This is a genomic window from Aeromicrobium piscarium (genome assembly GCF_007421815.1).
Lineage (GTDB): Bacteria > Actinomycetota > Actinomycetes > Propionibacteriales > Nocardioidaceae > Aeromicrobium > Aeromicrobium piscarium.
Map to the genome: position 1 here is coordinate 82,719 of NZ_VLNT01000010.1, position 24,086 is coordinate 106,804.

Annotated in this window: 29 protein-coding genes and 1 riboswitch; of the genes, 12 read left to right on the plus strand and 17 right to left on the minus strand. The window is 69.0% G+C overall.

Features of this window, described 5'->3' with window-relative positions:
• Positions 1–15: 15 nt before the first annotated feature.
• Positions 16–171 carry a DUF6131 family protein gene (locus FNM00_RS18855; RefSeq protein ID WP_185973139.1) on the minus strand — a complete coding sequence of 52 codons (156 nt, stop codon included), beginning with the start codon at positions 169–171 and terminating at the stop codon, positions 16–18.
• A 120-nt stretch (positions 172–291) separates the two neighbouring features.
• Here FNM00_RS18855 and FNM00_RS12860 point away from each other — a divergent pair, with 120 nt between their 5' ends.
• A complete protein-coding gene (locus tag FNM00_RS12860; RefSeq protein ID WP_143913951.1) occupies positions 292–816 on the plus strand; it encodes a DUF1697 domain-containing protein in 525 nt (174 codons plus the stop codon).
• A complete protein-coding gene (locus FNM00_RS12865) occupies positions 813–1,616 on the plus strand; it encodes an NAD-dependent protein deacetylase (protein WP_143913952.1) in 804 nt (267 codons plus the stop codon). The genes FNM00_RS12860 and FNM00_RS12865 overlap by 4 nt, the downstream gene beginning before the upstream one ends.
• Positions 1,617–1,753: 137 nt before the next feature.
• Here the strand turns inward: FNM00_RS12865 and serA are convergent, their stop codons facing one another.
• From serA to FNM00_RS12880, 3 genes are all read right to left on the minus strand, one after another.
• Positions 1,754–2,998, minus strand: a complete 1,245-nt coding sequence (gene serA, locus FNM00_RS12870) for a phosphoglycerate dehydrogenase (protein ID WP_246065175.1) — start codon at positions 2,996–2,998, stop codon at positions 1,754–1,756.
• A 50-nt stretch (positions 2,999–3,048) separates the two neighbouring features.
• Positions 3,049–3,137, minus strand: a riboswitch (ZMP/ZTP riboswitch).
• 84 nt (positions 3,138–3,221) lie between these two features.
• Complete coding sequence (locus FNM00_RS12875; protein WP_143913953.1) at positions 3,222–4,223, minus strand: hypothetical protein; 1,002 nt, start codon at positions 4,221–4,223, stop codon at positions 3,222–3,224.
• Positions 4,224–4,429: 206 nt separating this feature from the next.
• A complete protein-coding gene (locus tag FNM00_RS12880) occupies positions 4,430–4,849 on the minus strand; it encodes a PaaI family thioesterase (protein ID WP_143913954.1) in 420 nt (139 codons plus the stop codon).
• A gap of 241 nt (positions 4,850–5,090) precedes the next feature.
• On the opposite strand from FNM00_RS12880, the gene FNM00_RS12885 reads away from it, so the two are divergent.
• Together FNM00_RS12885 and FNM00_RS12890 are read left to right on the plus strand one after the other, a co-directional pair.
• A complete protein-coding gene (locus FNM00_RS12885) occupies positions 5,091–5,408 on the plus strand; it encodes a YbaY family lipoprotein (RefSeq protein WP_143913955.1) in 318 nt (105 codons plus the stop codon).
• Positions 5,409–5,429: 21 nt separating this feature from the next.
• Positions 5,430–7,370, plus strand: coding sequence for an ABC transporter ATP-binding protein (locus FNM00_RS12890; RefSeq protein WP_143913956.1), 1,941 nt, complete (start codon positions 5,430–5,432; stop codon positions 7,368–7,370).
• On the opposite strand, the gene FNM00_RS12895 is transcribed toward FNM00_RS12890, so the two are convergent.
• Entirely contained in the window at positions 7,365–7,862 is a 498-nt protein-coding gene (locus FNM00_RS12895) for a GNAT family N-acetyltransferase (protein WP_143913957.1), read from the minus strand. The genes FNM00_RS12890 and FNM00_RS12895 overlap by 6 nt on opposite strands.
• Before the next feature lies 1 nt (position 7,863).
• Positions 7,864–8,346, minus strand: a complete 483-nt coding sequence (locus FNM00_RS12900; RefSeq protein ID WP_185973140.1) for a hypothetical protein — start codon at positions 8,344–8,346, stop codon at positions 7,864–7,866.
• Between the two features lie 107 nt (positions 8,347–8,453).
• Here FNM00_RS12900 and FNM00_RS12905 point away from each other — a divergent pair, with 107 nt between their 5' ends.
• Positions 8,454–9,725 carry a hemolysin family protein gene (locus FNM00_RS12905; protein ID WP_143913958.1) on the plus strand — a complete coding sequence of 424 codons (1,272 nt, stop codon included), beginning with the start codon at positions 8,454–8,456 and terminating at the stop codon, positions 9,723–9,725.
• A gap of 93 nt (positions 9,726–9,818) precedes the next feature.
• Here FNM00_RS12905 and FNM00_RS12910 read toward each other — a convergent pair whose 3' ends face one another.
• Complete coding sequence (locus FNM00_RS12910) at positions 9,819–11,267, minus strand: NAD-dependent succinate-semialdehyde dehydrogenase (RefSeq protein ID WP_143913959.1); 1,449 nt, start codon at positions 11,265–11,267, stop codon at positions 9,819–9,821.
• 95 nt (positions 11,268–11,362) lie between these two features.
• Here FNM00_RS12910 and FNM00_RS12915 point away from each other — a divergent pair, with 95 nt between their 5' ends.
• Together FNM00_RS12915 and FNM00_RS12920 are read left to right on the plus strand one after the other, a co-directional pair.
• Positions 11,363–11,701, plus strand: coding sequence for an ArsR/SmtB family transcription factor (locus FNM00_RS12915; protein ID WP_143913960.1), 339 nt, complete (start codon positions 11,363–11,365; stop codon positions 11,699–11,701).
• Positions 11,698–12,324 carry an SRPBCC family protein gene (locus FNM00_RS12920; RefSeq protein WP_143913961.1) on the plus strand — a complete coding sequence of 209 codons (627 nt, stop codon included), beginning with the start codon at positions 11,698–11,700 and terminating at the stop codon, positions 12,322–12,324. The genes FNM00_RS12915 and FNM00_RS12920 overlap by 4 nt, the downstream gene beginning before the upstream one ends.
• A gap of 19 nt (positions 12,325–12,343) precedes the next feature.
• Here FNM00_RS12920 and FNM00_RS12925 read toward each other — a convergent pair whose 3' ends face one another.
• Positions 12,344–13,024, minus strand: a complete 681-nt coding sequence (locus tag FNM00_RS12925; RefSeq protein ID WP_246065176.1) for a DedA family protein — start codon at positions 13,022–13,024, stop codon at positions 12,344–12,346.
• A gap of 95 nt (positions 13,025–13,119) precedes the next feature.
• Here FNM00_RS12925 and FNM00_RS19030 point away from each other — a divergent pair, with 95 nt between their 5' ends.
• The 3 genes from FNM00_RS19030 to FNM00_RS12935 all read left to right on the plus strand — a co-directional run bounded on the left by FNM00_RS19030 (position 13,120) and on the right by FNM00_RS12935 (position 14,762).
• The gene (locus tag FNM00_RS19030) at positions 13,120–13,284 is read left to right on the plus strand and encodes a winged helix-turn-helix domain-containing protein (protein ID WP_221933720.1); all 165 of its coding nucleotides are present in this window, start codon (positions 13,120–13,122) and stop codon (positions 13,282–13,284) included.
• Between the two features lie 126 nt (positions 13,285–13,410).
• On the plus strand, positions 13,411–13,641 hold the full coding sequence (locus FNM00_RS19035; protein WP_221933721.1) for a hypothetical protein: 231 nt from the start codon (positions 13,411–13,413) through the stop codon (positions 13,639–13,641).
• Complete coding sequence (locus FNM00_RS12935; protein ID WP_143913962.1) at positions 13,638–14,762, plus strand: MFS transporter; 1,125 nt, start codon at positions 13,638–13,640, stop codon at positions 14,760–14,762. The genes FNM00_RS19035 and FNM00_RS12935 overlap by 4 nt, the downstream gene beginning before the upstream one ends.
• Here the strand turns inward: FNM00_RS12935 and FNM00_RS12940 are convergent.
• On the minus strand, positions 14,735–15,217 hold the full coding sequence (locus FNM00_RS12940; RefSeq protein WP_185973141.1) for a tetratricopeptide repeat protein: 483 nt from the start codon (positions 15,215–15,217) through the stop codon (positions 14,735–14,737). The genes FNM00_RS12935 and FNM00_RS12940 overlap by 28 nt on opposite strands.
• 139 nt (positions 15,218–15,356) lie before the next feature.
• On the opposite strand from FNM00_RS12940, the gene FNM00_RS12945 reads away from it, so the two are divergent.
• Positions 15,357–16,847 (plus strand): multicopper oxidase family protein, encoded by a 1,491-nt coding sequence (locus FNM00_RS12945; RefSeq protein WP_221933722.1) that lies wholly within the window; start codon positions 15,357–15,359, stop codon positions 16,845–16,847.
• 3 nt (positions 16,848–16,850) lie between these two features.
• On the opposite strand, the gene FNM00_RS18860 is transcribed toward FNM00_RS12945, so the two are convergent.
• The 4 genes from FNM00_RS18860 to FNM00_RS12960 all read right to left on the minus strand — a co-directional run bounded on the left by FNM00_RS18860 (position 16,851) and on the right by FNM00_RS12960 (position 19,398).
• The gene (locus tag FNM00_RS18860) at positions 16,851–17,024 is read right to left on the minus strand and encodes a hypothetical protein (RefSeq protein WP_185973142.1); all 174 of its coding nucleotides are present in this window, start codon (positions 17,022–17,024) and stop codon (positions 16,851–16,853) included.
• A gap of 208 nt (positions 17,025–17,232) precedes the next feature.
• Positions 17,233–17,892: a VOC family protein gene (locus tag FNM00_RS12950; RefSeq protein WP_143913964.1), complete on the minus strand. Its 660-nt coding sequence runs from the start codon at positions 17,890–17,892 to the stop codon at positions 17,233–17,235.
• A 189-nt stretch (positions 17,893–18,081) separates the two neighbouring features.
• The gene (locus FNM00_RS12955) at positions 18,082–18,624 is read right to left on the minus strand and encodes a GNAT family N-acetyltransferase (RefSeq protein WP_143913965.1); all 543 of its coding nucleotides are present in this window, start codon (positions 18,622–18,624) and stop codon (positions 18,082–18,084) included.
• A gap of 36 nt (positions 18,625–18,660) precedes the next feature.
• Positions 18,661–19,398, minus strand: coding sequence for a GTP pyrophosphokinase (locus FNM00_RS12960; protein ID WP_246065177.1), 738 nt, complete (start codon positions 19,396–19,398; stop codon positions 18,661–18,663).
• Between the two features lie 115 nt (positions 19,399–19,513).
• Between FNM00_RS12960 and FNM00_RS12965 the strand changes: the two genes are divergently transcribed.
• Complete coding sequence (locus FNM00_RS12965; RefSeq protein WP_143913966.1) at positions 19,514–20,314, plus strand: MFS transporter; 801 nt, start codon at positions 19,514–19,516, stop codon at positions 20,312–20,314.
• A gap of 78 nt (positions 20,315–20,392) precedes the next feature.
• Here FNM00_RS12965 and FNM00_RS12970 read toward each other — a convergent pair whose 3' ends face one another.
• The 4 genes from FNM00_RS12970 to FNM00_RS12985 all read right to left on the minus strand — a co-directional run bounded on the left by FNM00_RS12970 (position 20,393) and on the right by FNM00_RS12985 (position 23,744).
• Positions 20,393–20,905, minus strand: a complete 513-nt coding sequence (locus FNM00_RS12970) for a copper resistance CopC family protein (protein ID WP_143913967.1) — start codon at positions 20,903–20,905, stop codon at positions 20,393–20,395.
• Positions 20,905–22,299 (minus strand): copper resistance CopC/CopD family protein, encoded by a 1,395-nt coding sequence (locus tag FNM00_RS12975; RefSeq protein ID WP_143913968.1) that lies wholly within the window; start codon positions 22,297–22,299, stop codon positions 20,905–20,907. The genes FNM00_RS12970 and FNM00_RS12975 overlap by 1 nt, the downstream gene beginning before the upstream one ends.
• Positions 22,296–22,919, minus strand: a complete 624-nt coding sequence (locus tag FNM00_RS12980; protein ID WP_185973143.1) for a YcnI family copper-binding membrane protein — start codon at positions 22,917–22,919, stop codon at positions 22,296–22,298. The genes FNM00_RS12975 and FNM00_RS12980 overlap by 4 nt, the downstream gene beginning before the upstream one ends.
• A 315-nt stretch (positions 22,920–23,234) precedes the next feature.
• Positions 23,235–23,744 carry a hypothetical protein gene (locus FNM00_RS12985; protein ID WP_143913970.1) on the minus strand — a complete coding sequence of 170 codons (510 nt, stop codon included), beginning with the start codon at positions 23,742–23,744 and terminating at the stop codon, positions 23,235–23,237.
• Positions 23,745–24,086 lie beyond the last annotated feature (342 nt).

A 24,086-nucleotide genomic window follows, 5' to 3' on the forward strand; every position in this document is an offset into this window, starting at 1 on the left:
CTCGTAGCCCTGTCGTCAGAACCAGTGTTTGCGTCCGCCGACAGCCCGCCCGGTGGCACCGAGGATCCAGAGGATGACCCCGACGACCAGGAGGATGCCGCCGATCGTGTACAGGATCGGGACGTTCAGGACAGCACCCAGGATGGCCAGAATGGCTCCGAGGATGATCATGTGGCGTACTCCTTCATCGGGTCACGACGGTTCCCGTCGCTCGGACCACGCTAGTGATTGCTGAGCAATCCGCATTCCGAGTGAAGTGGCGGCCCATGTGACCTCGTCCATACTGGTCACGTGGCTGAGATCGTGGTGCTGCTGCGCGCCGTCAACGTCGGCGGCGCGAAGCTGCCGATGGCCCGGCTGCGGGAGATCGTCGCCGAGCTCGGCGCCTCGGACATCTCCACCCACATCGCCTCGGGCAATCTGCTCTGCACGCCCGGCGGCGGAGTCGCCGAATTCGCACGGGAGCTGGAGCGACGGATCGCCGATGAATTCGGCTTCTCCCGCGAGGCGATCGTGCGAACCCCCGCCGAGCTGAGGGCCGCGCTCGACGCCTACCCCTTCGCCCCCGCGGACGAACGCCGCGCCCACATCCACTTCCTCTACTCCGACCCGACCGGTGACGCCGAGTTCACGCCCGCTCAACTCGGCGACGATGAAGCCCGGTTGATCGGCCGCGACCTGCACCTACGATTCGACGCCGGTGCCGGACAGACCAAGCTCACGACCGCCGTGCTCCAGCGCGCGCTCGGCACCCCCGGAACGGCACGCAACCTGCGCACCATCCGTGCACTCATCGAGAAGGCTCGAGGCACATGAGCGCGGGCTGGGAATCACGCCGGTGGCTCGTGCTCACCGGTGCCGGGGTGTCGACCGACTCCGGCATCCCGGACTATCGCGGTCCCGATGTCCCGCCGCGTACTCCCATGACCTATCAGGAGTTCATCGGCTCGGCGTCGGCGCGGCAGCGGTACTGGGCTCGCGCCCACGTCGGTTGGACGCACATGCGCGCCGCCGAGCCGAATGCGACCCACCACGACCTCGCCCTCCGCCAGCGCGACGGCCAACTGCTCGGCCTCATCACCCAGAATGTGGACGGCCTGCACCAGCGGGCAGGCTCGATCGGGACCATCGACCTGCACGGGCGCCTGGACCGGGTGCTCTGTCTCGACTGCGGCGAGACGACCCTCCGCGACCAGCTGCACCGCCGGCTGCACGACGCCAACCCCGGATGGACCACACGCACGGTCGAGGTGGCTCCCGATGGCGATGTCGTCATCGACGACGCCGGTTCCTTCGTGGTGACACCCTGCCTCCGCTGCGGTGGCCGGCTCAAACCCGATGTGGTGTTCTTCGGCGAGACCGTGCCCAGGACACGAGTACAGCGGTGTTTCGATCTCGTCGAGCGGGCGCGCGAGGAGGACGCGGTGCTGCTCGTGCTCGGATCCTCGTTGCAGGTGATGAGCGGCCTGCGCTTCGTCAAACGCGCGGCGAAGGAGGGGGTCGACATCGTCATCGTGAACCGGGGGCCGACAAGGGGCGACGGCCTCGCCGCCCTCAAGCTCGACGCCGGCGTCGCCGAGACACTGACCGCGCTGCCCCATCGCCTCAGCGCCTGACCCCGGCCGGCGGCGGTACGCCATCAACCCTTCGAGCCTGGCCGCGGTATCTGGTCAACCTCATAGCCACCGCGTGAGGTTGACCAGATACCGCGGGCAACAACGAGAAGTGTGAGGGGCTACCTCCCCCGTGGGGTTCAGGACAGCTGGCGCAGGCGGATGGTCTCGGGCAGCTCTGCCAGGGCGGTCAGCACGTCGGGCTTGACCTCCGAGGAGACATCGGTGACGACATAGCCCAGCTCGCCACGCGTGGCCAACTGCTGGCCCTCGATGTTGACGCCGTGATCGCCGAGGATCGCATTGATCGAGGCGAGCACGCCCGGAGCATTGCTGTGCACATGCGCGAGGCGATGCTTGTCCGGGTCGGTCGGCGGGTTGAGCTCGGGGAAGGTGACGCTCAACGATGTGGACCCGAAGGCCGCGTACGAGCGCAGCTTGGACGCCACGAAACGGCCGATGTCCTGCTGCGCCTCCTCGGTGGAGCCACCGACGTGCGGCGTGAGGATCACATTCGGCAGGCCACGCAGGTCGCTCTCGAAGGGATCGCCCTGGCGCTTGGGCTCGACGGGGAAGACATCGATCGCAGCACCGGCGATGTGACCGGACTCGATGTGCTGGCGCAGTGCGGCGGTGTCGACCGCGATACCGCGAGAGAGGTTGAGGAACAGCGAGCGCGGCTTCATCCGGCGCATCTCCGCGTCACCGAACAGGCCGGCATTGCCGGGGCGGCCGTCGACGTGCAGCGTGACGACATCGGCGGTCTCGAGCAACTCCTCCAGCGTCGAGCAGCGCTTGGCGTTGCCGAGGGCGAGCTTGTCGTCGATGTCGTAGAAGATCACCGAGAGGCCGAGCGCCTCCGCGATCACCGACAGCTGGCTGCCGATATTGCCGTAGCCGACGATGCCGAGCGTGCGGCCGCGGATCTCGTGGCTGCCGGCGGCCGACTTGTTCCACACGCCGGCGTGCATCGCCGTGGACTTCTCGTGCAGGCGGCGCGCGAGGGAGATGATCTCGGCGATCGCCAGCTCGACGACGCTGCGCGTGTTGGAGTAGGGCGCGTTGAAGACCGCGACGCCGTGCCGACTCGCTGAGGCGAGGTCGATCTGATTGGTCCCGATGCAGAAGGCACCGATCGCCATCAGCTCGGGAGCGTTCTGCAGCACCCGGTCGGTGATGTAGGTGGTGGAGCGGATGCCCAGCAGGTGCACCCCCTGGACCGCCTCGATCAGCTCGTCCTCGCCGAGGGCGCGGTCGAGAGTCTCGACCTGATAGCCCTTGCCGCGCAGGAAGTCGGCGCCGTCGGCGTGGATGTTCTCCAGGAGCAGGACGCGCACATCGGCGTCATCCAAGGTGCGGAGCGGTTCGGTGGCCGCAGCGTTCATCGTCATCATCGTCATTTCAGTCATGCCTCCGGTCAGCAGTCAACGGGCTGACGCGGGGCCCAGGCGAACGGTCCCGGTGTCGAACAGTCTCGTCGCTCCCTGGTGGTCACCCACCTCAACGCCAGTCGCGACCAGACGGCTCCATGGTACTGGTGCCACCGACCGCGTCACCCGCATGCTCACCCTCCGGACGATCCTCGCCGGTGGCGGTACCTCATCAACGTCACCCCGCCACCGGCGGTAACTGGTCAACGTTACCGAGGCCCGATTCGGTTGACGTCGTACCGCTACGGCGGACGACCCGGGACAGACGCCGACCGAGATCGCGCCATCGACCGGTGAACACCGGAGCCGGTCCCTCATAACCGTGACGGCACATGGCGCGATAGACGGCGACCACTCCGGCCACGGGCGAGGTCGCCCGCGTCAGCTGCACATAGTCGATCCCGAGGCGACGCAGATCGGCATACCGTTGAAGATCGACGAGGTACTGCCGGGGGTCCTGCTGATGACGGCCGCCCTCGTACTCGGCCACGGTGTGCCAGCGCAGGAAGCCCAGGTCGCTGATGGTGACCAATGCGTCCGCCGCATCGTGGATCGAGACATTGACCTCGGGTTCCGGCAGTCCCGCGGCCACGAAACGCAGCCGCCAGCTGGTCGCCTCGGGCGATCGGGAGTCGGCGCGCAGGTGCCGGGCGATCCATCTGGCCTTACGCGAGCCCGCGCGCCATCGCTCCGCCGATGCCGTCTCGACCAGGCCGTGGACCGACATCGATCCTTGTGCGACGAGCCAGTCCCCCGCTCGCGCGGCCTCGAGCACCGTCGCCTCGGCACAGTAGGCGATGAACGCGGCCGTCGGACTGACGCCGAGCGCTCCTGTCGCGGGCATGGCATCGGTGCGATGCAGGAAGACGCCGTCCAGGTGGGCGTGATGGTCGCGGGCGATCACGCAGTGGAGCGGGAACCATGCCGAGCCATCGTCGTAGCCGAGAAGACGAAGGAGGGTGGCGCCGGTCGGCTGCGCGTCCTCGGGGAGTGCCGCGCTCGCGGCGCCCACCCACGCCTCGTGGCCGGGCTGCCACTCCGCCCAGGCCCAGACCCCGGGGAAGAGCCGTCGCCAGCAGGCGCTCTGCAGTTGACGGTCGGACAAGCCGTGCCGGCGGGCGTGGTCGCGGGTGAAGTGGCCCTGCCGGAGGGCATCGGGAACATGGGGTCGTCGAGGCATGTCACGAGACGATCACAGCGAAGCGCCCGGGACGACCCTTCTCTCGACTTCTGTGGACGGCCGCGGTCGTCCCCTGACGCTGTGGAAAGGTAGGCCAGCAACCGAGTCAGCCCTCGATAGCGTTGACCAGCTACCGCCACTCGCGAGGTGAGGTTGAAGGCCTACCGCCACCTCGCACGTAGCGTTGACCAGCTACCGCCACCGGGTCAGGAGGCGGTGAAGGCGGCAAGGGCCTCGGGCGGGATCTCCTGGTCGAGATTGGCGAGGCGCACCTGGCCCTGGGCGATGAGCCGGCCATCGCCGTCGACCGAGTCCAGATGCCACAGCTGCTGCGAGCGGCCGCGGTGGATCGGCGTCGCCGTGGTGGTGATCGTGTCGCCGACCTTGGCTTGACGCAGGAAGTCGGTCGAGTTGTTGGTGCCGACGACGACGCCCTTCGTCCCGAGCCACACCTGGCCGGCGATGCTGGCGGTCGACTCGTGGACGGCACAGTAGATGCCCCCGTGCGGGATGCCGAAGGGCTGGAGGTGCCGTTCGGTGATCGTGAAGCGCACGACGACCTTGTCAGGTCCGACCTCCAGGTGCTCGACACCGAGCACCCCGTCCAATCCGGGGATCTCACTCATGAGGGCGACTCTAACCGGCCGCCTCTGCGCCGAGTACGGAACGGCGGCTGTCACACCCGGCGACTAGGCTGTGTCTGGTAATTCGTGGTCGTTGCGAGCGGTGTATCACGGGATGCCTCGCAAGGCGCCGGAGCGAAGCCATACCGGGTGTTGTCTTGCGAGTGACGGCAACGCCGCGAGGTGCCCGTGAGACGCCGCGCAGTAGGCCAGGAATTGCCAGACATGGCCTAGGCTCGAGAGCATGGACGACGTGCTGGAGATCACCGGATCGGTCACACTCGACGAGGTGGAGGCCTTCCGCCCCGGATCGATCCTCAGTGTCAAGCTCGTGGACCCCGGGGGTGAGGTCCTCGCCGCCACCGCCTCCGTGATCGATGAGCTTCCCGCCACCTTCGCTCTGCACGCCGATCCCGCCCAGGTGGCACGGCCCGATCGCCTGTTCCTGTGGGCGCTCCTCCGCGACGGCGACACGGGGTGGGGCACCCTCGAGCTCGCCCGCGTCACCGACGACCACCCGGCGATCGTGTTGTCCCGGGTCCCGTCCGGCGGCGCGCAGTGACCGCATGAGCCGGGGCGCCGCATGAGACCGGGTCCGAGCACCCAGGCCACGCACCTCGATCCGGCGGAGGTCCGCAGCGTCGAGGCCCGTCCCGTCCTCGGGCGCATCGCCCGAGTCCTGCGTCCCTACCGAGCGCAGATCGGTGCCGTCGCCGCGCTGGTGGTCATCGCGGCGATCCTCACCTCGATCGTTCCCTTCCTCACCCGAGCGGTCTTCGACAACGCACTGTTCCCGGGCGACGGGTCGGGCCCGCGCCTGTCCCTGCTCGGGTGGCTCGTCGCGGCCATGTGCGCACTCCCGCTGCTGACCGCGTTGCTCGGCATCGCGCAGAACTGGCTGACCTCCACCATCGGCAACTCGGCCATGGCCGATCTGCGCGGCGACCTGTTCGCGCATCTGCAGAAGATGGAGCTGGCCTTCTTCACCGCCACCAAGACGGGGGCCATCCAGTCCCGGCTCGCCAACGATGTCGCCGGCGTCCGCACGGTGCTCACCGACACTGCCACCTCGATCCTGCAGAACTCGGTGACCGTCGCCGCCGCGTTCATCTCGATGGTCATCCTGTCGTGGGAACTGACCCTGCTGACGCTCATCCTCATGCCGTTGTTCGTCTGGCTGCAGCTCAAGGTCGGACGTCGACGCCAGCAGCTCGCGCGCAGGACGCAGGAGTCGCTCTCGGAGATGACGGCCATCACCGAGGAGGCCCTCAGCGTCTCGGGCATCCTGCTGTCCAAGGTCTTCGACCGCGGCGATGCCGAGGTCGAACGGTACCGGGCCGCCAATCGCCAGCAGACGCGGCTGCAGGTGCAGCAGGCGATGACCGGTCGCGCGTTCTTCGCCACCGTGCAGACCTTCTTCGCCATCACTCCGGCGCTGCTCTATCTCGCGGCGGGTTTCATGATCGCCGGCGGCACCGGGGGTCTCACCGCCGGAACCCTCGTCGCCTTCACCACCGTCCAGGCCCGGCTGCAGATGCCGCTGCTGTCCCTCATGCGCGTGACCCTGGACGTGCAGACCTCGCTCGCGCTGTTCCGGCGGATCTTCGAGTACCTCGATCTCCGCCCGGCGATCACCGACCGCGACGATGCTCGTCCCCTGGAGCACGTCGAGGGCCGCGTGGAGTTCCGCGATGTCTGGTTCCGCTACCCCGAGGCACGCCGGCTCTCCGGTGACCGTGGCGGGGATCGCTTCGGCGACAGCGGGGTACGGATCGAGCACGATGACGACGCCGAGGACCGCTGGGCCCTCGCCGGTGTCTCCTTCACCGTGGAGCCCGGCCAGCTCGCGGCGATCGTCGGTCCGTCGGGATCGGGCAAGACCACCATGACCTATCTGCTCCCCCGCTTCTACGACGTGACCGAGGGCGCCGTGCTGATCGACGGCCAGGACGTCCGCGAGGTCACCCAGGCCTCCCTGGGCGGCACGGTGGGCATGGTGACCCAGGAGCCGTACCTCTTCCACGGCACGATCCGCGACAACATCGCCTACGCCCGTCCCGGTGCCACCGCCAAGCAGATCGAGCAGGCGGCCCGCGATGCCAACATCCACGAGCGGATCATGTCCTTCGCCGACGGCTACGAGACCATCACCGGCGAGCGCGGCTACCGGCTCTCCGGTGGCGAGAAGCAGCGGCTGGCGATCGCCCGGGTGCTGCTGATGGACCCCAAGATCCTCATCCTCGACGAGGCCACCTCCGCGCTGGACACCGAGACCGAACGACTCGTCCAGGAGGCCCTCGACCGCGCCACCCACCAGCGCACGACCATCGCGATAGCGCACCGGCTCTCCACGATCCAGAACGCCGATGTCATCTACGGGCTGCAGGACGGCCGGCTGGTGGAGCGCGGGACCCATGCGGAGCTGCTCGAATCCGAGGGTCTGTACGCACGGCTGTATCGCGAGCAGTTCACCCACGTACGACGTCGGGAGCCGGACGACCGCCGCGCCGACATCCCGCTATGAGCCGACCCAGAAGCGCTGCTCGCCCTCGTGGTTCAGCCCGTCCTCGGCGACGCCGCCGTTCGCGATGACGACCCGCCGCGACCACTCGTTGTCCGGCGCGACGGTGAGCAGGACGCGGTCGACCCCGAGCGAACGGGCGACGACGAGGCCCTGGGCGAGCATGCGCGTCGCATGCCCCTGGCGCTGCCACGGTTGGACCACGTGATAGCCGATGTGACCACCGCCCTCGTCCTCGGTGAGCCGGTGACGCACGACGAGGCTGCCGAGATAGTGCTCGCCGGACACGAACCAGAACAGCGTCGACGGAACGCCCCATCGTTCGCGCACCCCGACGCGCTCGGCCACGAAGGCCTCGAAGTCGGTGCTCGCAGCGGCCAGCCAGGAGGTGTCGGCTCCGCGCGACCGCATGTCGGCCTGTTCACCGGTCAGACAGGACACCCGGACGGCCGTCGTGGGCTCGACCAGTCGCGGCGTCTCGGACAAGGAGATCACGTCACCCTCCGGCCCCCGCGCCGGCGAAGTGCGCCGCGAGCCGGCGGTGCCGGTGCCGGAAGAGAAAGGACACGATCGTGCGCGGCACACGAGCCGGCACGGGAAGCCGCGGCTCGATCGTCAGCTCATCGGTGACGAGCGTCCGTCTCTCACCGACCCTCGCAAGCTGGCGACGATGTTCCCATACGCGTGCCACCAGCATCGACGAGCGCTCGTGGAATCCGTGCGGCGGATCGAGCTCGGCGATCGTCAGGTCGTCATAGTCGATGGGCACGATCCCGCCGAGCCGGAGCCACGCCTTGCCCAGCGGGACCCCCACAGGCACGGTCGCCACGGTCGCATCGCGGTGATCGCGGGGCATCCCCATCGAGAGGATCGGTGCGAGCTCGTCGTTGATGCCCGCCGGAGACGTCACCCGTTCCCACACCTGCTCGAGGGGAGCGTCCACGGTGACCGCGAGCCGCACGACGATGCGTTGAGCCATGGACCGACGCTACCGCGCCCGTGACACTTGCGGGAGCCGGTCGAGTCGCGTTCGATAAGGACATGAAGCCTCGAAGTCCCCGTCCATCCCTCGAGAGTCGGTGAGGGATGGATCTCGGAACCCTCGCCAATGTCGGCTTGGTCGCGCTCTTCATCCTCATCGGCGGTGTCTTCGCCGGCACCGAGATCGCCTTCGTCTCCCTGCGTGAGAGCCAGATCGACCAGCTGGACCGCCGTGGTGGACGGGGCGCACGCGTCGCCGCGGTCGCGCGCGACCCGAACCGCTTTCTCGCGGCAGTGCAGATCGGCGTCACCGTCGCCGGGTTCTTCTCCGCCGCCTACGGTGCGTCGACCATCGCCCCGGATGTCGCCCCCTATCTGGAGGATCTCGGCCTCTCCGCCGGGGTATCCGGCAGTGTCGCGCTCATCGCCCTCACCCTGCTCATCGCCTATCTGTCGCTGGTCTTCGGCGAACTGGTCCCCAAGCGGTTCGCGTTGCAGAAGTCGACCGGTCTCGCACTGATCACGGGACCGCCGCTGGATCGCTTCGCGCGGCTCATGCGACCGGTCATCTGGCTGCTCTCGATCTCGACCAATGCGGTGGTCCGGCTGCTCGGCGGCGATCCACGAGCCACCAACGAGGAGATGACCGAGGAGGAGCTGCGGGAACTCGTCATCACGCACGAGGGGCTGCCCGATGACGAGCGCCGCATCCTGCACGACGTGTTCAGCGCCGCCGATCGCTCCGTCGCGGAGGTGATGCAGCCCCGGCCCGATGTCGCCTTCCTGTCCCGCGACTCCACCCTCGACGAGACGGTCGCCACGATCGCCGAGCAGCCGTACTCGCGCTATCCGGTGACCGGCGAGGACTTCGACGACGTCATCGGCTTCGTACACGTCCGCGACCTGTTCGCGGCCCAACAGCGGCCGGGAGCCGCGGACGTGCTGATCGGCGATCTCGTCCGCGAGATCGTGGTCGTCCCAGCCACCAATCCGCTGCTGCCCACCATGTCGATGATGCGTCAGAGCCGCGTGCACATCGCGGTCGTCATCGACGAGTACGGCGGCACCGACGGCATCGTCACCCTGGAGGATCTCGTCGAGGAGCTGGTCGGCGAGATCGAGGACGAGCACGACGACGAGGACGCCGATATCGAGGGTGATCGCACCGTCGAGGGCGCGCTCAATATCGAGGACTTCGCCGACGAGACCGGTGTGGAACTGCCCGACAGCGGCGACTACGAGACCGTTGCCGGCTACGTGCTCGTGCAGCTGGGACGCGTCGCCGAGGTGGGTGACACGGTGACGGCCGGCGAGCACGTCATCGAGGTCGTCGAGGTGGACGGGCACCGCATCGCCCGTGTCCGCGTCACCCGCTGACCACGACGCTACCGCTCGACTTTCGCCGGGCTATGGCCCCTGAGAGTGGGTCAGAAGGGCCATAACCCGGCAAAAGTTTGGACCCGGAGGGTCCTAGAGGGCGAGGCCGACGTACTTGGTCTCGAGGTACTCCTCGATGCCCTCGTCGCCGCCCTCGCGGCCGAAGCCCGAGGCCTTCATACCGCCGAAGGGCGCGGCGGGATTCGAGACGACCCCCTGGTTCACACCGACCATCCCGGTCTCCAGGCGCTCCGAGACGAGCATCGCGCGGGAGAGGTTCTCGGTGAACAGATAGGACACGAGACCGTACTCCGTGTCATTGGCCATCGCGACGGCCTCGTCGTCGTCGGTGAAGGTGAAGATCGGTGCCACCGGGCCGAAGATCTCCTCCGACCAGATCTTGGTCTCGCGCGTCAGCTCGGCAAGCACGGTCGGCGGGTAGAACCAGCCCGCGCCCCCGGGGACCTCGCCGCCGGTCAGCACCTGGGCGCCCTTGGCCTTGGCGTCCTCGACCAGTTCGGAGACCTTGTCGCGCTGCTTCTCCTCCACGAGGGGTCCGACGTCGATGGAGTCTCCGGTGCCGTCGCCCACCGAGAGCGAGGACATGCGCTCGGCGAGACGGCGGCCGAACTCGTCGGCAACCGACTCGTGGACCAGGAACCGGTTGGCCGCGGTGCACGCCTCGCCGATATTGCGCATCTTGGCGAGCATGGCGCCGTTGACGGCCTTGTCGAGGTCGGCGTCCTCGAAGACGAGGAAGGGGGCATTGCCGCCGAGCTCCATCGAGACCCGCAGGACTCCCTCGGCGCTCTGCTCGATGAGCGAGCGGCCGACCTCGGTGGACCCGGTGAAGGTGAGCTTGCGCAGCCGAGGATCTCGGATGATGGGCTCCATCACCTGACCGGTGCTCGACGTGGTGACGACATTGAGCACCCCTCCGGGCAGACCGGCCTCCTCCAGCACCGAGGCGAGCCAGAACATCGTCAGCGGCGTCAGGCTCGCGGGCTTGACGACCATCGTGCATCCGGCCGCGATCGCCGGACCGATCTTGCGGGTGCCCATCGCGAGGGGGAAGTTCCAGGGGGTGATCATCAGGCACGGGCCCACCGGCTGCTTCATGGTGAGCAGCCGGGTGGCGCCGTTGGGGGCGACCGAGTAACGGCCGGCGATCCGCACCGACTCCTCGGCGAACCACCGGAAGAACTCGGCCCCGTAGGCGATCTCGGCGCGGCTCTCCTTCAGCGGCTTGCCCATCTCCAGGGTCATCAGCAGAGCGAGCTCCTCGGTGCGCTCGGTGATGAGCTCGAAGGCCTTGCGGAGGATCTCGCCGCGATCACGCGGTGCGGTGGCGGCCCAGTCCGCCTGCGCGGCGACCGCGGCGTCCAGTGCCGCGCGCCCGTCGGCGACCGAGGCATCGGCGACGCGGGTGAGCGCGTCACCGGTCGCGGGATTCTCGACCGCGAGGGTGGCACCGTTCTCGGCGTCGCGCCACGTGCCGCCGATGTAGAGCTGGGTGGGAGTCGTGGGCAGCGAAGCAGTCATATTCGCCACTGTAGGACCTTCCCGGGGGTGGGCGCAGCGCACTCCGCAGAACATGATTCTTGACTTATATAACTGATGGCTGATCTACTAGCGATGTGCACGCACTCGATGTCCTCGGCGACCCGGTCCGCCGCCGCCTGCTGGAACTCCTCGCCGCAGGCGAGCGGCCGGCCGGCGAGCTCACCGAGGTCGTCCGAGCCGAGTTCGGCATCACCCAGCCGGCCGTCTCCCGCCACCTGCGCGTGCTGCGGGAGCACGGCTTCGCGACCAGCCGGGCCGAGGGCACCCGCCGCCTCTATGCGGTCGAGGCCGACGCGCTACGGGAGGCCGATGACTGGATCGACCGCTTCCGCCACTTCTGGGTGCCGCGCTTCGCGGCCCTCGAAACCGAGATTGCCCGGGGCAAGCGCGCCCGGCGAGAGGAGTCCTCATGACACCCGACGACCAGATCGACGCCGTCCGGCGCGGCGTCACCGTGACCGAGAGCAACGATGCGCTGCGCACCGTGGTCCAGATCAGCCAGTCCTTCGCCACCACGGTCGAGGACCTCTGGGACGCCTGCACCGACACCGAGCGGCTTCCCCGCTGGTTCGCCCCGGTGTCGGGCGACCTCGAACTCGACGGGCGCTATCAGATCCAGGGCAATGCCAGCGGCACGATCACCGCCTGCCATCCGCCGAACGGCTTCAGCCTCACCTGGGAGTTCGCCGGCGCCATCTCCTGGGTCGAGGTCGCGATCGAAGCCGATGGCGGCGACCGAGCGCGACTCACCCTCACTCACACCGCCGGTGGCGAGGACCGCTCCTTCTGGGACACCTACGGTCCAGGAGCCACCGGCGTCGGCTGGGATCTGTCCTTCCTCGGCCTGGCGACGCACCTGCGAGACGGATCGAGTCCTGCCCAGGACGCAGCGAATGCCGACCTCGCGGCCCTGGCTCCCTTCATGCGGGCCAGCAGCACCCGATGGGCCGATGCCGCCGTCGAGGCTGGCACGAGCGAGGAGCAGGCCCGAGGGGCCGAGCAGCGCACCACGGCCTTCTACCTCGGCGAGTCCTGACGCGTCTGAACCAAGATGTTCAGGCCGGGCGGTCGCGTCGGTTGCGGTAGATCTCCCGGACGCGGACGACCACGAACCAGCACACCACCACGAGCACGGCGAGGATCACGAGCCGCTGGAACCAATCGGCATACGGCTCGATGCGGTGCCACTGCTCGCCGAGCGAGTAGCCGGCGACCACGAAGATCGAGTTCCAGATCAGGCTGCCGATCGTCGTCAGGACGAAGAACAGCCAGAACCGCATCCGCTCCACACCGGCGGGCAGCGAGATGAGGCTGCGGAAGATGGGCACCATGCGCCCGAAGAACACCGCCTTGGTGCCGTGCTTGGCGAACCAGCGCTCGGTCATCTCCAGGTCGCTGAGCTTGAGCAGCGGCGTGTGCACGAACACCCAGGCCGTACGTTCCCGCCCGAACATCCGGCCGAGCCAGTACAGCAGGCACGCGCCGATGACCGACCCCGCCGTCGTGGCGAAGAGCGCTCCCGCGAGCGAGAAGGTGCCCATGCTGGCGGCGAAACCCGCCATCGGCAGCACGATCTCGCTGGGGATGGGCGGGAAGAGGTTGTCCAGACCGACCGCGATCGCGGCCCCGAAGAGACCGAGACGATCCATCAGATCGACCATGAAGCCGGCGAGGCCGTCCACATCCTCCACCCCCGGAGTGTTCGAGGACGCCGCCAGCGCAGTGCTCAGATTCACTCGCTGAGCATAGACAGCACGACTGAGAAAGCGATGAAGGGCCGAGCCGAGCCCCGCTTATTGCCAACAAGATTTTGCAAAGTTATCTTTGTAAAATGCGTGAGCGGCGGATCGAGGACGTAGACACCCTCAGGGCCCTGGCCCATCCGTTGCGATTGGAGGCCCTCGGGGAGCTGCGGGCGCACGGCCCGGCGACGGCGAGCGAACTGGCCCGGGCCCTGGGCGAGTCGAGCGGATCGCTGTCCTATCACCTACGCTAGCTCGCGCGTTACGGCTTCGTCACCGACGACGCTTCTCGCGACAACCGCGAGCGCCGCTGGCGAGCAGTCCACGAGACCACGTCATTGCCGTCCTCGCTCCGCGATACCGATGAGGGACATGCCGCGATGAACGTCGTCGCCGGAGTCCAACGTTCACATCTCCTCGCCCAGCTGAAGGCGGCCGAGAGCGACCCCACGGCACTGTTCGATCAATCGGACTACCGGCTGCGGCTCGACCGCGCCGAGCTGGACGACCTCCTGCGCGACCTGCACGAGGTCGTCGGGCGCTACGCGGATCGCGGCGGTGAGCACGAGATGGCACTCCACCTGGTCGCCGTGCGCCCGACTCCGCGATGAGCGTCCGCTCCCGGTTCCTCGTCCTCCTGGCCCTGCGCTGGTCGGCGACCGGGCTCATCATCCCGGTCGCCCTGCTGCTGCCGCTCTCACGGGGTCTGAGCGTCACCGAGGTCGGCGCCGTGACCGCCGCCCAGGGGATCGTCGTCCTGGTGATGGAGGTGCCGAGCGGGGTGCTCACCGACTCGTGGGGGCGGCGGCCGGTCTTCGTGCTCTCGGGTGTCGTCGCGATCATCGCCTACGGCCTCCAACTCGCTGCCCACTCGGTCATCGCCTTCGCCGTCGCCTGGGCCGTCTCCGGGCTCTTCCGCGCCCTCGACAGCGGGCCGCTGGAAGCCTGGTTCGTGGACGCCGAGAACGCCCGCGGTGCAGCCGACAGAGTTCCCACCTCCCTGGCCTCGGCGAGCGGTGTCATCAGCGGATCGATCGCCGCCGGCTCGCTGGCGAGCGCCGGCCTGCTCTGGCTCGCCCCCTGGGCACCCGCCACCACCCTCGCCGTGCCCTATGCCGCGGCGATGGTGCTCGTCACGGCACAGGTACTCACCGCCTGCCTGGTGATGGAACGCGCGCCCCTCACCCGCGCCGCTCCCCCGACAGGCTGGCGGGAGGCCCTCGGCGGCGGCCTGCGACTCGTCGGGGGACCGGCCCTCCGGATGCTGGCGGTCGCGATGCTCTTCGTGGCCGTCGGGGTGAGCGCGCTGGAGCTGCTGATGCCGGTCCGCCTGGACGAGTTCAGTGCGGACCCTGCAACGGCAGGCACCGCGATGGGGGCGGTGACGGCGGTCGCCTGGGGCGTCGGGCTGGCGACGATGGCACTCGCCACGGGACCGACCGTGCTCATCATCGGCTTCTGGATCGCCTACCTCGTCCACACCGCCTTCGGCGCCGCGTACAACTCGCTCGTACACGCGCGGGTCGACGACGCGCACCGTGGGACGGCCCTGTCCGTCACCTCGATGGCCTTCCTGGGGTCGGCCGCCGGAGCCGGCATCGTCGTCGGCGCGCTGTCGGACGCCATGTCGCCGTCGCTCGCCCTGCTCGTGGGTGGTGCCGCGCTGGTCGCGGCAGCGGCCCTGGTGGGGAGGGGCGGGCGGGCTCAGTCGTCGACGAGGGCGTCGGCGTAGCGCTCGATCGCCGCACCGTACTCCGGCAGCGTCGGTGCAAGGGCGTGCAGCGCCACACGCAGGGCCTCGCCGCCGCGCCCTTGGTCATGCAGGGCGAGCGCGAGAAAAGCGTCACGGGCGCCGCCGACCACCGGCGAAGGCTCCAGCCGGGTGAGCACGCCGACCGCCTCGTCCGTCCGGCCCAGGACCCGCAGCGAGCTCGCCAACTGCACCGATGCTCGTTGCTCCCGTTCGACGTCGAGGCCGCCGGTGAGCGCCTGCCGGTAGAGCGGCACCGCATCGGAGGGTCGGTCGAGGAAGTCGTGCACCGAGGCGAGCTCGTACAACGCGATCGGATCGCCCTCCGGCCGCCGCGCCACCAGCATCTCCATCATCGTGAGGGTGGCTCCCGGGTCGTCTCGCTCAGCCATCGCCCAGAACTCGGTGACCTCGCGCTCCCACCTGTCCACACCCATGAACCCATCGTGGCGCAGCACCTCTGGGCCCGCCACCGACGAACTGTCTCGGGGTGCGCCCTGAACCGTCCCTGAACTACCCCGTAATCCACTGTCATTCCAGTCTCTCGCCATCGAAGGTGGTGTCATGCGTGCCTCCATGAAGTTTCTCGTCGTCGTCCTCGGCCTGGGCGTGCTCGCGATCGGAGCCTTCGCGGCCTGGATCGCCATCGCCTTCGTTCGAGCCCCTCTCGACACGGTGGGCGACGTCGACTTCGACCGAGCCCTGACCATTCCCCCGCTGGCCGAATCCCGTGTCGACGGGGACGTCCGCACCTTCGATCTGCGCTTACAGAGCGGCACGAGCGATCTCGGTGCCGATCACCTGACTCCCACCTGGGGAGTCAATGGGGAGCTGCTAGGCCCCACCCTGCGCGCCGAACGAGGCGAGGCCGTCGCGATGCGGGTCCACAACGACCTCCCCGAGACCTCCACACTCCACTGGCACGGCATGCACCTGCCCGCCGAGATGGACGGCGGTCCCCATCAGCTGATCGAACCCGGGAACGTATGGTCGCCGACCTGGACGATCGATCAACCGGCGTCGACCCTCTGGTACCACCCTCATCTGCACGGGGGGACGGCCGACCACGTCTACCGAGGGCTCGCGGGCATGTTCATCATCGACGACCCGCTGGAGGCCGAGCTCGATCTCCCGCGCGACTACGGCGTCGACGACCTTCCGCTCATCGTGCAGGACAAGAACCTCGACGATGACGGCGAACTCGACATGAGCGAGTCCTTCTTCGCGTCGGCGGGGGTGATCGGTGAGACGATCGTCGTCAACGGCACGCCCGGGCCCTACGCCGATGTGACCACCGAGGCGGTCCGGTTGCGTCTGCTCAACGGCGCGAATGCGAGACCCTTCACCTTCGCCTTCGCCGATGGGCGGGACTTCGACCTCATCGGCACCGACGGCGGGCTGTTGGAGACCCCCGTCGCGATGGACGCACTCCAGCTCTCACCGGGCGAACGTGGCGAGATCGTCGTGCGCTTCGAGCCGGGTGAACGCGTCGTGCTGCGCAGCGACCCCAGCGACACCGGCAACGTCTTCGCGGGCGGACAGGACCGCTTGGACATCATCGAGTTCCGGGCGGCCGAGCAGCTCGACCCCTCGCCGAGGGTCCCCGACCAGCTCGCGGAGGTGCCGCGCCTCGACCCGGAGGATGCCTCCGAGGAACGGTCGTTCCGGCTCTCCGACTCCACCATCAACGGCCTCGAGATGGACATGGAACGGGTGGACGAGGTGGTGGAGGCGGGGGCGACCGAGATCTGGACCGTCACCAATGCCGACGGCGGATCGCACAACTTCCATGTGCACGACGTGCAGTTCCAGGTGCTCGACATCGATGGTCGCGAGCCCCCGCCCCACCTACGTGGCTGGAAGGACACCGTCTGGCTACGGCAGAGCGAACCGGTCCGGCTCATCATGCGCTTCGGTCACCACACGAGCACCGAGTGGCCGTATATGTTCCACTGCCACACCCTGCGACACGAGGACGAGGGCATGATGGGGCAGTTCATGGTCGTCGAGCCCGGCCAGTCGCCGGGTCCGATCCCCCATGCCGAGGGACACGAGCATGAGCACTGAGGCTCAGACCAGGGCGGCGATCTCCTCCAGATCGGCGAAGTCGCACCAGCGACACTCGACTCCCAGATGATCGGCGCTGAGGGTGTCGAACAGGGCTCCGCCGCGCTCGCACCACGGGCAGCGCGCGGCCTCACCCGCTGTCTCGAGGATCTCGATCGTCAGCATCGCGTTCGTCATGATGACCTCCTGCTCTCAGGGTAGGAGCGCCCACTGACAGAACCACGATTCGCTCGGCGCGTGTCGCCGCTGACACCAGAATCAACCCCATGTCGTGGTGGCGGGGCGGTGGCTCACGCACCCCTCGATGGTGTTGAGAGGTGCGTACGTCACCGCCCCGGCAGGTGAGAGGTGCGCAGCTCACCGCCCGGCGCGTCTCGTCGCCTCGTCAGTCCGCGGTGGGTGGGGGCATCTCGGTGCAGATGCAGGCCTCGTTGCCCTCAGCGTCCGCGAGGACCCACCAACTCGGGGCGAAGCGATCGGTGAGTAGCGTGCCGCCCGCCTCGATCACCTCGGCGACGCGCTGCTCGGCCGCATCGACGGGCACCAGGATGTCCAGGTGGAGCCGGTTGCGCTGCGCCCGAGGCTCCTCCATCGACTGGAACCACACCGCCGGGGCGATGCCTTCGGGATCGACGAGATCGCCGTCGACGTCCGCATAGGCCAGCGCCGCCCTCCAGAACGGCCGGATCGCCTCGGCATCGAGCGTGTCGATGCCGATCGTGATCCGGCGCGGCATCTCCGGCTCCCCCTCGATGCCGAGCTCGTCGGCGATCGCGGAGATCTCCGCCGCCAGCGCGGTGTCGCGCTCAGTCAGGGCGCCCACGTCGTGGGACACGAGTGCGACGTGCACCCGGCCGTAGCGCAGGTCGATATCGGGGTGATGCTGCGCGCGCTCAGCCGCCTCGGCGACCTTGGCGATGAAGTCCAGTCCGCCCATGAAGTCGCCGGTGGCGAAGGACGTCCGCAGTGAGCCCTCGACGACGCGCCAGTGACGTGGGTCGACGCGAGCCGTGGCGTCCGCGAGCGAAAGCGATGTGTCACTCATCCTTCGAGGGTCACACGGATTCCGATGGGCTGCCCGGTGCCATCGGCCACCGCTGACGCCACCCCTGCCGAGAATCAGCGGTGACGTGCGCACCTCATGACCCGACCGGCGGTGGGATACGCACCTCTCGACGCGGTCGAGGCGTGCGTAGGTCACCGCTCCCGACCTCGCACCGCCCGCTCGGCGTCGTCAGTGCGTGAGGATCCGCTGGTAGAGGAGATGGTCCTGCCACCGTCCGGCGATCCGCAGGTACTCCGGCGCCGTGCCGAATCGCACGAACCCGTTGCGCTCCAGCACCCGCTGCGAGCGGATGTTCTCCAGGAGCGTGCCCGCCTGCAGCCGGTGGAGGCCGAGCGAGTCGCGCGCGAACTCCACGACGTGGCGTACCGCGGCGGTCATCAGCCCGCGACTCTGGAAGCGCGCATCCGTCCAGTAGCCGATATGGCCGTTCTGGAATGCTCCCAGCACGATGTCGTTGACGCTGATCGTCCCCACGACGTGATGATCGTGCGAGAGCACCAGCGGCACCTGCGTGCCCTGCGCCATGCCGGTGAGCATGCGCTCGATCCGGTCGAGCTGGCCGTCGGTGGTGAAGTACTCGGGCGAACGCTCCGGCTCCCACGGAGCAAGGTGCTGACGATTGCGCAGCAGCGCCGCGGCGAGGGCCGGCGCGTCATCGGGCTCGAGGACGCGGAGGACCACGCCGTCCTGGAGGGCGATCGGGAACGTCATGCGCCGAGTGTAGGTCCGTCCCAGACGATCGCGCGCCTAGTCGTGGCGCTGATGCCGGACGACACCGTCGCGACCGCCGAGACGCGAGACCTCGTCGTGCAGGCGCGCCATGGTGCGGTCGAGATGGTCGGCCACCACCGCGGCCTGATGCAGCTCATCGCGCAAGCGCTCGGGGATCTCTCCCTCGTACTTGTAGTAGATCTTGTGCTCGAGGCTCGCCCAGAAGTCCATCGCGATGGTGCGGATCTGCACCTCGACGTAGACCTGCTCGGTGTGATCCGAGAGGTAGACCGGCGTCTGCACGATGAGATGCAGGCTCTGGTAGCCGTTGTCCTTCGGCTCGACGATGTAGTCCTTGACCTCGATCACGGTCACATCAGGCTGGCTCGTCAGCATGTCGGCGATCCAGTAGGCATCGGCCACGAAGGCGCAGGTGATCCGCACCCCGGCGATGTCGCGGATATGCTCCCCGACCTGTTCCAGATCCCGCGGGCTGCCCGTGCGCTCGATCTTGTCCAGCAGGCTGTCCATCGACTTCAGCCGTGTGCGCACATGCTCGATCGGGCTGTACTCGTGGGTGTGCTCGAACTCCTCGCGGAGGATGTTGATCTTGGTCTCGAGCTGGTCGATCGCGAACTGGTACTTGAGCTGGAAGGCCACCAGCCGGTTCTGGAGCTCCTTGAGGGCCAGCCGCGAGTCACCGGCGATGCGATCGGGAATCGCGCGAAGATCCGGCAACGTCTCGGAGAGACGCTCGAACTCTGATTCGCTCACGATGTCCTTCTGGCAGTCGGCCGGCGACGCGGCGGCGGTGTCACGACGAGCCTAACCAGGGCGGGCAACGTCCGCTCGTGCTGCTGAACGCGGTCAGAATGCCTACCGTCGTCCTATGAGCGAGCACTCCCCGAACGCTTCCCCCGCCCTCCGTCCCGACGTGTCTCGGCCGCTGCTCGCCGTCGTCTTGCTGGCGTCGATCCTGCAGGCGGCGGCTCCTGTCGTCCCCTATGCGGGTGGCGGAGCGCAGCCGAACGAGTCGACGACCGACCTGCTGATCACACCGGCCGGGTACACCTTCTCGCTCTGGGGTCTCATCTACGCGCTCTCGATCGTGACCGCCGTCGCGATGCTGTGGAAACGGTCGACGGGCACGGGACAGCCGATGCGGCTGAGCGTCGATCTGCTCGTCGCCTTCGTGGGCGCGGCCGTGTGGATCGGGGTCTCGGCGGCCGAGTGGCCGTGGGTGACCTCGATCGTGCTGACCGTCATGACGGTCGCCCTGCTCGACGCGGCGCGGATCGCCGCCACGACCGCGGACCACGGCGCTCCGGCCTGGCTGACGGTGCTCACCCGTTCGACCATCGGGATCTACGCCGCCTGGGCCACTGCGGCGGTCTTCCAGAACTGGGCATCGGACATCGGTGCGAGCTTCGGCGATCCGGGTGAGCCGTGGTGGCAGATCGCCGTCCTCATCCTGGCTGTTCTGATCGGCACGGCGGTGACAGCTCTCTACGGCGCGCAGCTTCCCCTGTACCCGGTGACGCTGGTGTGGGCGCTGGTGGGCATCATCGTCACCGCGTGGGGCGAGACCGCGACCGTGGTCGGCACCTGCCTCGCCGGGATCGTCGTCGTCCTGGCCGCCCTCGGGTGGTCCCTCGCCCATGACCGCCGCGGCTCGTCCTCACGGCGGTAGGCCATCAACCTCATCGGCGAGGAATGAGGTTGATGACCTACCGCCACGTCGAGCGAAGGGTTGATGGCCCGAGCGAGGTCAGCGGCGGCGGCCGCCGAGCACCAGCCAGCCCACCACGCCGACCACGACGACACCACCGGCGACGAGCACGATGGGCATGGTCATCGAGCCCTCGTCCTCGTCGCCCCCATCGGCCGGCTCGTCGGGAACGGGGTCGCCCGGGGCGCCGACCGAGAACGGGATCCGGCCGTTGATCGGGTGGCCATCGGCCGAGACCACGCGCCAGCGGATCTCATAGGAGCCGTCGGGAAGATCCGGCGCGACATCGGCACGGACGAATCGTCCGTCGAGCACCGCGTCTCCGGCGACCCGGTTCTCGCCCTCGCTGTCGATGAGGAGCATGGTCGAGCCCGTCTCGATGAGCACCTCGTTGAACTCCAGCTCGATCTCGGACGGGGCCGCATCGAGCACCTCGTCGGCCTCGGGGGTGCTGCCGATGAGCTGAGCGTGAGCCGCGGCCGGTGCCACCGACCAGAGCATCAGCAGGGACAGGCCGGCGACGGCGACGCCGATGAAACGAAGGAGACGCATCAGGAAAGATCCTTTCGGAAGGAAGGAAGAAGTCGGAAGGTGGCCGCGCCGAGCGCGCAGCCGAGAACCAGGACCGCCAGCACCGCACCGGGCCCGGCCGGCCCGCCCGTGCGCTCACCCGCCTCGGCGAGGGACGCGGAACGCGGCGACACCGACACGAGCACGCTGGTGACCGCCACCACGACGCCCAGCGCACCCGCCTCGGCGGCGAGGATGCGGCGCAACGTCCGCCGGGCATCGCCCGAACTCTCGACCGCGCCGACGAGCCGGTGCCGATTCCACGCACCGAGCACGACGACGAGTGCCGTGACGAGCACCTTGACGAGCACCAGCCGCCCGTAGCCGGTCTGCCAGAGGCCCTGGAAGGAGCCGGAGATCCGCCAGTAGAGCACCAGGGCGCCCACTGCCAGCAGCGCGACCGCGCCGACGGCCACCGACGAGAACCGGGCGACCATTCGCGCGGCGTCACGTGCTCGTGGCCGGGACGCGAGGACGACCAGCAGTCCCACGAGTCCCCCGGCCCACACGGCCGCCGAGGCGACGTGCAGCAGGTCGGCGGGCAGCACGAGCCATGCCGGACCGTAGCTCCGTGTATGACCGACCACCGTCAAGGATCCCAGCACAGCGCCGACACCCGCACCCGCCAGAGCGGGACCCCCGAGCCGAGGTGTCCCCAGGATCGCGACCGCACCGAGCACGACCAGGACGGCGGCGACGGCGGAGGGATCAGCCACCGTGAGCCCCGAGGAGGACCCGAGCGGTTCCCCGGACTCCCACCACGCGGTCAGCGGCACCAGCAGCACCGCGCCCGCGCACGCGGCGACGGCCGCTCCCGTCGTGGCCCGGCGCAACCGGACGCGAGCCACCTCGTCGCGTCGCGTGACAGGCACCGCCAGCATCCCGAAGACAGCGAGACCGGCCAGCACGAGGACACCTCCGTAGCGCACCGCCTCGGCCACCGCCTTCAGGACGTTGACCTCCCGCTGCTCCTGCACCGACGGCATGGGGATCACGCTCTCGCTCGGCTCACCGACCGAGAAGCTGGTCCCGCCCGAGACAGGGTGGCTGTCCGCGGAGATCACCCGCCACCGCAGGAGATACGTCCCGTCGCCGAGCGCCTCCGCCGGCACGACCGTGAGCTTCGCCCCGTCGGCGGAGAACTCGGCATCGACCGCCCTGCCCCGCGCGTCCAGGAGCTCGTTGCCGGCTGCCGCGGCCACCACGGTCTCGTCGAAACGCACGGTGAGACGATCGGGCGCGGTCGGCACGACCTCGCCGTCGGCGGGATCGGTGTCGACCAGGTTCGCGTGCGCGGACGCGGACGTGGGCATCAGAACGAACAGGCACGCGACCAGCCCGGCGAGCACCGCCCGCCGGGCGGTCGCGGCTGTCACGCCGAGCGCCGTGTGCGTAGGAGAGCCGTCACACCGGCCGCGAGACCCAGGGCGCCGAGCGCGAGGCCGCCCCAGCCGGCCGCCTGAGCGGCGGACGAGCTCGTGTCGCCCTCGTCACCGGCCGAGGCATCGGCCTCGGTCAGGGTCAGATAGGGCGCCGGATGTGCGGGTTCATCCTCCCCCTCCGAACTCGTCTCGGTCCAGGCGGTCTCCCCCTCCTCGCACGTCTGGAGGATCGGGAAGACGACCTCCTCGCCCGCCGTCTCGGGCAGCGGGAGGGCGAGCTCGAAGGTGTCGCGGATGCCGTCCTCGAGGGGCTGATCGGCGGTGAAGACGACCTGGTCGACGTGATCGTCGTTCGTCACGGTGCTGATCTCCCAACCCGGGTGCGCGGTCGGGGTCACGGTGACGACCTCCTCGGGGATGTCGATGGCGACGGAGGTGGTCGCCGATCCGTCGCAGCCGTGGCCGACCGCGAAGCTCAGCACCGAGTAGGCGCCGGCCTCCGTGGTGGTCGGAGAGACATCGATGTGGGCTGAGGCTCCGGCGGCGCCGAGCAGCAGCAGGGTGGACGCGGCACCGCCGACGAGGGCGGCGCGCGTGAGATGACATTGGTGCATGGTGAGTCCTTCGACTGAGCTCCTGCGAGCGCAGGAGAGCGGGCGGCGTCCGTGATCGGTCACGGAGCCGCAATGGAGCGGGTTCTGGGCATCCCCGAGCGCTGCGGAGCGGCCAGTCCGGCGGAGCGAACCGATGATGATGCATCGCGGTCGCGGGGGCAGCCGTTTCGCATCAGATTTCGTCCGCTCGGGGAGCGACGGTGATGCATAACGGCGCCTATAGCGACCACCATGCATCACTATCGGTCCCCACGGGCGGGGCCGGCCGACGCACCGGATACCACCGCCGGACTGAGTCGCGGGATGGGTCGGGGGTCAGACGAAGGAGGGTGGCCCGCGCGTCGGCAGCACGTCGGCATGCCAGCCGACCGGGACGATGCGAGAGGTGACGCCGTAGCCGGGCAGCCGCCGAAGGCTCGGCGGAACGACGAGGGTCAGCCGGGTCAGGGCACGCGTCATCCACCGCCAGAGGCGCCACCACAGGCTTTCACCCGCGCTCAGCAACAGGCAGCTGACCAGGGTGGCCACCACGTGCGCCGCGATCATCGCGACCGAGACGTGCGCGTCCCCGGTCAGATAGACCGAGAGCCCGTGCACGGCCACCTGCGCCGTCCCGACACCGAGCACCAGCGCGCCGAAGGACCAGCGACGGCCCGACATCGCGAGCGCGACGGCTGCCACCACGGCCACGACCGGCACGAGGGCGACGACCGGAGGCGGGGTGCCGTGCCCGAGCACGTGCGCCAGCACCGCCACGGTCGTCACCACGGCACCGACCGCGAGCGCACGCAGCGCGCGCGCCATCGGGGCGGTCGGGGCGATCACGCCCCCATCGTAGGCTCGGCCGGTCGGCATCGATCGTCTCGGCCCAGCCGATGACCGCGCTACGGTACGACCATGCTCGATGCCGATCGACTCCTCACAGGGGCCACGAGGCCGGCGTCTCTGCTTCGAGCTGATCGCCGAGGCCGACGATGGGCTGCCGGGCCGGGTGGGGGACCTGATGACCCCGAACCGGGATCGACACCCGTCGTCGCCGGTGGCTGGTCGACCCGGATCTCCAACAGGGCGGCGCGCCTGACCCTCCTCGGGCGGCGGCGGTACCTCATCAACCTCATCGAGCCCGGTTGAGGTTGACCCTCTACCGCTACCGCGCGGGAAAGGTTG

Excerpts from the sequence above, each read along its gene's own strand:
- FNM00_RS18855 (WP_185973139.1), bottom strand. The coding sequence starts at position 171 with ATGATCATCCTCGGAGCCATTCTGGCCATCCTGGGTGCTGTCCTGAAC.
- FNM00_RS12865 (WP_143913952.1), top strand. The coding sequence starts at position 813 with ATGAGCGCGGGCTGGGAATCACGCCGGTGGCTCGTGCTCACCGGTGCC.
- serA (WP_246065175.1), bottom strand. The coding sequence starts at position 2,998 with ATGAACGCTGCGGCCACCGAACCGCTCCGCACCTTGGATGACGCCGAT.
- FNM00_RS12875 (WP_143913953.1), bottom strand. The coding sequence starts at position 4,223 with ATGCCTCGACGACCCCATGTTCCCGATGCCCTCCGGCAGGGCCACTTC.
- FNM00_RS12880 (WP_143913954.1), bottom strand. The coding sequence starts at position 4,849 with ATGAGTGAGATCCCCGGATTGGACGGGGTGCTCGGTGTCGAGCACCTG.
- FNM00_RS12885 (WP_143913955.1), top strand. The coding sequence starts at position 5,091 with ATGGACGACGTGCTGGAGATCACCGGATCGGTCACACTCGACGAGGTG.
- FNM00_RS12890 (WP_143913956.1), top strand. The coding sequence starts at position 5,430 with ATGAGACCGGGTCCGAGCACCCAGGCCACGCACCTCGATCCGGCGGAG.
- FNM00_RS12900 (WP_185973140.1), bottom strand. The coding sequence starts at position 8,346 with ATGGCTCAACGCATCGTCGTGCGGCTCGCGGTCACCGTGGACGCTCCC.
- FNM00_RS12905 (WP_143913958.1), top strand. The coding sequence starts at position 8,454 with ATGGATCTCGGAACCCTCGCCAATGTCGGCTTGGTCGCGCTCTTCATC.
- FNM00_RS12910 (WP_143913959.1), bottom strand. The coding sequence starts at position 11,267 with ATGACTGCTTCGCTGCCCACGACTCCCACCCAGCTCTACATCGGCGGC.
- FNM00_RS12920 (WP_143913961.1), top strand. The coding sequence starts at position 11,698 with ATGACACCCGACGACCAGATCGACGCCGTCCGGCGCGGCGTCACCGTG.
- FNM00_RS19030 (WP_221933720.1), top strand. The coding sequence starts at position 13,120 with ATGCGTGAGCGGCGGATCGAGGACGTAGACACCCTCAGGGCCCTGGCC.
- FNM00_RS19035 (WP_221933721.1), top strand. The coding sequence starts at position 13,411 with ATGAACGTCGTCGCCGGAGTCCAACGTTCACATCTCCTCGCCCAGCTG.
- FNM00_RS12935 (WP_143913962.1), top strand. The coding sequence starts at position 13,638 with ATGAGCGTCCGCTCCCGGTTCCTCGTCCTCCTGGCCCTGCGCTGGTCG.
- FNM00_RS12940 (WP_185973141.1), bottom strand. The coding sequence starts at position 15,217 with ATGGGTGTGGACAGGTGGGAGCGCGAGGTCACCGAGTTCTGGGCGATG.
- FNM00_RS12945 (WP_221933722.1), top strand. The coding sequence starts at position 15,357 with ATGAAGTTTCTCGTCGTCGTCCTCGGCCTGGGCGTGCTCGCGATCGGA.
- FNM00_RS18860 (WP_185973142.1), bottom strand. The coding sequence starts at position 17,024 with ATGACGAACGCGATGCTGACGATCGAGATCCTCGAGACAGCGGGTGAG.
- FNM00_RS12950 (WP_143913964.1), bottom strand. The coding sequence starts at position 17,892 with ATGAGTGACACATCGCTTTCGCTCGCGGACGCCACGGCTCGCGTCGAC.
- FNM00_RS12955 (WP_143913965.1), bottom strand. The coding sequence starts at position 18,624 with ATGACGTTCCCGATCGCCCTCCAGGACGGCGTGGTCCTCCGCGTCCTC.
- FNM00_RS12965 (WP_143913966.1), top strand. The coding sequence starts at position 19,514 with ATGAGCGAGCACTCCCCGAACGCTTCCCCCGCCCTCCGTCCCGACGTG.
- FNM00_RS12970 (WP_143913967.1), bottom strand. The coding sequence starts at position 20,905 with ATGCGTCTCCTTCGTTTCATCGGCGTCGCCGTCGCCGGCCTGTCCCTG.
- FNM00_RS12980 (WP_185973143.1), bottom strand. The coding sequence starts at position 22,919 with ATGCACCAATGTCATCTCACGCGCGCCGCCCTCGTCGGCGGTGCCGCG.